The following is a 5,206-nucleotide window of genomic DNA, read 5'->3' on the forward strand; positions in this document are numbered from 1 at the left end:
ATTTAGGCAACAACGCCGATATTCATCTTAAATGTTTACATTTGCTATCAAGTTATTCTTTACTTTTCGTGATGACCCATAAGAAATGATAGCGTTGACATTGGCAGCCGCCCCAATAGATTTGCATTTTAAATGACAGGGTAAGCTATCAACTTCGTTAGCGCCTCAATTTACAATTTCGCTTTAACCTACTCACTAATGCCTGTGCGCATATATTAATATTTTCTGCTGTTTGTTTAGATTGGTTGCTCTTCTATCCTTCAAGAATGAACCATTTTCAATGCTAACAATTACGTAACTAGAACTAGAAGGTTCGATCAGGTATAGGTTCGAAGGTTATTTATCCGAGGCAACCTAGATAAATCTAAAGATACTATTTGCGCTCCTGAACTAGAAAGTACAGTAAGTGAGCATATTCGAGAACCAATCACCAAAAAACTGAAGTGGACTTCAAACAAATGACGCCACCATTGGTTGTTAGTGGTAAAATTCCTTACACTATCGGCACTAATCATAACTACTGCCTTGAAAATACTCTGTCTCATCACAATATCAGTGATACATGATTTATCTCAGTATACGTAGTTTAAAACTGGATGAGACTGAAGGCATTTAGAGTAGATCGTATTCGATCTAAATTTAGAGAGATTCATAGCAAATGATAACTAAGCTACTGACAAAGGTTCTTGGTAGTCGTAATGACAGAACATTGCGTCGTCTAAGAAAAATAGTAAAAGAGATCAACAATTACGAGCCAAGCTTTGAAGCTCTATCTGATGAAGAACTAAAAGCAAAAACGGTTGAATTTCGTGCGCGTTTGGAAAAAGGTGAAACTTTAGATAACCTACTTCCTGAAGCATTTGCAACCGTTCGTGAAGCATCAAAGCGTGTATACGGTATGCGTCATTTTGATGTCCAACTTATTGGTGGCATGGTTTTAAATAGTGGCCAAATTGCTGAAATGCGTACTGGTGAAGGTAAAACGCTCACAGCAACATTGCCTGCTTATCTAAATGCCCTGCCAGGTAAAGGTGTTCACGTTGTTACGGTGAATGACTACTTAGCTTCTCGTGATGCGGAGACAAACCGTCCACTGTTTGAATTCCTTGGAATGACGGTCGGTGTCAATGTGCCAAACATGCCACCGCAAGCGAAAAAAGAAGCTTACCTCGCGGACATCCTGTACGGAACAAACAATGAGTTTGGTTTCGATTATCTACGCGATAACATGGCTTTCCGTAGTGAAGACAGAGTACAAAGAGCACGTTTCTTCGCGGTTGTCGATGAAGTGGATTCAATCTTAATCGATGAAGCACGTACTCCACTGATCATCTCTGGTCCTGCAGAAGATAGCTCAGAACTATACACAAAAATTAATACATTGATTCCTCATTTAGAGCGTCAAGAGCAAGAAGACTCAGAAGAGTACCGCGGTGACGGGCATTATACGTTGGATGAAAAATCTAAGCAGGTGCACCTTACTGAAACTGGACAAGAGTTTGTAGAAGAGTTGATGCTTAAAAACGGTTTGATGGAAGAAGGGGATACTCTTTATTCTCCAACTAACATCAGCCTGTTACACCATGTAAATGCAGCACTTCGAGCGCATGTACTCTTTGAGAAGAATGTCGATTACATCGTTAATGAAGACGGTGAAGTGGTTATCGTTGATGAACATACTGGTCGTACAATGCCTGGCCGCCGCTGGTCTGAAGGTTTACACCAAGCTGTTGAAGCTAAAGAAGGTGTGAAGATTCAAAACGAAAACCAAACCTTAGCATCGATTACTTTCCAGAACTTCTTCCGTCTATACGAAAAACTGTCAGGTATGACCGGTACTGCTGATACTGAAGCTTTCGAATTTCAGTCTATCTACGGCCTCGAAACAGTGGTTATTCCAACCAACAAACCTATGGTTCGTAACGATATGCCAGATGTGGTTTATCGTACAGAAGAAGACAAATTCAATGCGATCATTGAAGACATTAAGGACCGTGTTGCTGCTGGTCAGCCATCACTGGTTGGCACGGTGTCTATTGAAAAATCTGAATTACTGTCTAACGCACTGAAAAAAGCAAAAATTAAGCATAACGTACTCAATGCTAAATTCCACGAGATGGAAGCAGAGATCGTTGCACAAGCGGGTACGCCAAGCGCCGTCACTATCGCAACTAACATGGCTGGTCGTGGTACCGATATCGTGTTAGGTGGTAGCTGGCAGGCACAACTTGAGAAGATAGACAATCCAACTCAAGAACAGATCGACAAGATCAAAGCTGATTGGAAAATCATTCACGACAAAGTACTTGAGTCTGGTGGCCTTCACATTATTGGTACTGAGCGTCATGAATCTCGTCGTATCGATAACCAATTACGTGGTCGTTCTGGTCGTCAAGGTGATGCAGGTTCTTCTCGTTTCTACTTATCAATGGAAGATTCTCTACTTCGTATCTTCACATCGGATCGTATGGCTGGTCTTATCCAAAGTGGTATGGACGAAGGCGAAGCGATCGAATCTAAGATGTTGTCTCGTTCAATTGAAAAGGCGCAACGTAAAGTTGAAGGCCGTAACTTCGATATTCGTAAGCAGCTTCTTGAATACGATGATGTCGCGAATGACCAACGTAAAGTAGTTTATGAGCTACGTGATGAATTGATGAGCGCAGATAGCATCAGTGAAATGCTGGAGCAAAACAGAAGCGATGTATTGACTTCTGTCATTGATGAATACATCGCACCACAATCTTTAGACGATATGTGGGATATTCCAGGCCTAGAAGAGCGTTTGAAAAATGACTTTGATATCGATGTATCGATTCAAACTTGGCTTGATGAAGATGAAAAGCTATACGAAGAAGCATTGCGAGAGAAGCTACTTAATCACGCTGTAGACGTTTACAAGTCGAAAGAAGAAACAGTGGGTGAAACGGTTTTACGTAACTTCGAAAAATCAGTGATGCTTCAAACACTCGATACTCTTTGGAAAGAGCACTTGGCGGCAATGGATCACCTTCGTCAAGGTATTCACCTGCGTGGCTATGCGCAAAAGAACCCAAAACAAGAGTATAAGCGTGAGTCTTTTGAATTGTTTGAAGGTTTACTCGACACGTTGAAGTTTGATGTTATCGCTATATTGTCAAAAGTTCGAGTTCAGCAGCAAGAAGAAGTCGAGCGTATGGAAGAGCAAAGACGCCAGCAAGCTGAGGCAGCGGCTCGCCGTGCTCAAGCTCAACATGCGAGCGCTGAAAACCAACTTTCTGACGGTGAATCAGGACAAGAGGATGGTCAGCAACCAATGGTACGTGATGAACGTAAAGTTGGCCGTAATGAGCCATGTCCATGTGGCAGTGGTAAGAAGTATAAGCAGTGTCACGGTAAGATCGCTTAATACTCTATCAAGCTAATGAAACCTAAGAGTCGCAGATGCGGCTCTTTTTTTAACTTGTTTTTACCTTAATCTATGAACGAAATACAAGGAATAGAGATGAAGCGTATTCATATAGTCGCCGGCATTATCTTTAACCAAAATAGATCTCAAGTTTACATTACGCAACGACCTGAAAAATCACACAAGGGTGGATATTGGGAGTTTCCAGGCGGAAAAGTCGAGTTAGATGAAACCTCGTTTCAGGCAATGGCGAGAGAGTTGAATGAAGAGGTTGGCATTAATGTGACCGAGCAAACCTTACTTGAACACCTAGAGTACGATTACCCAGAGAAGTCATTAAAATTCGATTTCATACTTATCCATGATTTTGAAGGTAAGCCTTATGGGAGAGAAGAGCAACGCGGTGAGTGGGTCACCATTTCAGATTTGTCTTCTTATCGTTTTCCTGAAGCCAATCAACCGATTGTTGACCGAGTGATAAAAGAGTTTGGTTAAGCTCTAGTCAAGATTAGCGATAGTTGTTAGTTTATGTAGTACATGTTTTAGTGTGAGTTTGATCATATAGTGACCAGCTAAAGAAAGCAGGTCACTTTAAAGGGAGAAAGAATCAATGGTACGAGTTGCAATCGCCGGTGCTGCAGGCCGCATGGGAAGAAACCTAGTTAAAGCGACCTATTTAAATCAAGATGCAAAAGTCGCATCGGGTTCTGAGCGACCAGAGTCTTCGTTAATAGGTGTCGATCTTGGAGAGCTTTGTGGCGAAGGTAAATTCGATGTTGCGATTGTAGAAAGCCTTGAAAGATCGATTGAAGAGTATGACGTCATCATCGATTTTACTGCTCCAGTCAATACACTCGCGAATATTGAGCTGTGCAAGAAGTACGGTAAGAAAATTATCATCGGAACAACTGGGTTCTCTGAATCTGAAAAGCAACTCATCGATGAGGCCGCAAAAGAGATTGCCATTGTAATGGCGCCAAATTACAGCGTGGGCGTTAACCTGGTATTTAAGCTCTTAGAAAAGGCAGCTAAGGTCATGGGCGATTATTGCGATGTTGAAATTGTTGAAGCACACCACCGACATAAAGTGGATGCTCCGTCGGGCACTGCCATTGGCATGGGTGAAGCTATAGCTGGAGCTATGGGGAATGACCTAAACGATGTAGCTGTATGGTCGCGCGAAGGTATTACAGGTGAGCGAACCAAAGATGAGATTGGTTTTGCGACGATTCGTGCCGGCGATATTATAGGTGAGCATACTGCAATGTTTGCTGATATTGGTGAAAGAGTTGAAATTACTCATAAAGCAACGGATAGAATGACGTTTGCGAATGGTGCAGTTAAAGCTGCAGTATGGCTGAATGAAAGACCTGCTGGTTTCTATACCATGGTTGATGTTCTAGGACTGAATGATTTCTAATTGGTGAACACTCTTTAGGGTGGGATATATTCAATTTTAGATAGTTATGCGCTGAATTTATTCAGCGCATTTTCGTATCTCACTAGTAAATCTTATGTTTATTATTAAATTTGCTCTTATTTTCTTGTTTTTACCATCTTGTTTTGGGGGTTATCCTATCTTATTTCATTTAAGTGGTTAAAAAGGTGGGTTAACTACTTGTGTTGAACGTTTGCTTTTTTGATTCCTTTGAAATGCTCAGTTGTTGCTACTCAAAAATTGATTATTTTCTTATTTATCTAGATTTCAATCTATTAAATGGATTGAAAGTTATTTTTTTGGCGGCTTTGCAAGGAAAGTCAGTGCTACTCCATTAAAGTGGTAATTTGTTAGTAGTAAAACTTGACACGTATCACAAC

3 protein-coding genes are annotated in these 5,206 nt (G+C 41.2%); all 3 read left to right on the forward strand.

The window, feature by feature from the left end:
- Positions 1-658: 658 nt before the first annotated feature.
- Positions 659-3,388 carry a preprotein translocase subunit SecA gene (gene secA, locus BCU12_RS08510; RefSeq protein ID WP_102403909.1) on the forward strand — a complete coding sequence of 910 codons (2,730 nt, stop codon included), beginning with the start codon at positions 659-661 and terminating at the stop codon, positions 3,386-3,388.
- Between the two features lie 96 nt (positions 3,389-3,484).
- A complete protein-coding gene (gene mutT, locus BCU12_RS08515) occupies positions 3,485-3,883 on the forward strand; it encodes an 8-oxo-dGTP diphosphatase MutT (RefSeq protein WP_102403910.1) in 399 nt (132 codons plus the stop codon).
- 115 nt (positions 3,884-3,998) lie between these two features.
- Positions 3,999-4,808: a 4-hydroxy-tetrahydrodipicolinate reductase gene (gene dapB, locus BCU12_RS08520; protein WP_102403911.1), complete on the forward strand. Its 810-nt coding sequence runs from the start codon at positions 3,999-4,001 to the stop codon at positions 4,806-4,808.
- The last annotated feature ends 398 nt before the right edge of the window (positions 4,809-5,206 follow it).

The organism is Vibrio sp. 10N.261.55.A7 (assembly GCF_002877365.1).
GTDB lineage: Bacteria > Pseudomonadota > Gammaproteobacteria > Enterobacterales > Vibrionaceae > Vibrio.

Excerpts from the sequence above, each read along its gene's own strand:
- mutT (WP_102403910.1), top strand. The coding sequence starts at position 3,485 with ATGAAGCGTATTCATATAGTCGCCGGCATTATCTTTAACCAAAATAGA.
- secA (WP_102403909.1), top strand. The coding sequence starts at position 659 with ATGATAACTAAGCTACTGACAAAGGTTCTTGGTAGTCGTAATGACAGA.
- dapB (WP_102403911.1), top strand. The coding sequence starts at position 3,999 with ATGGTACGAGTTGCAATCGCCGGTGCTGCAGGCCGCATGGGAAGAAAC.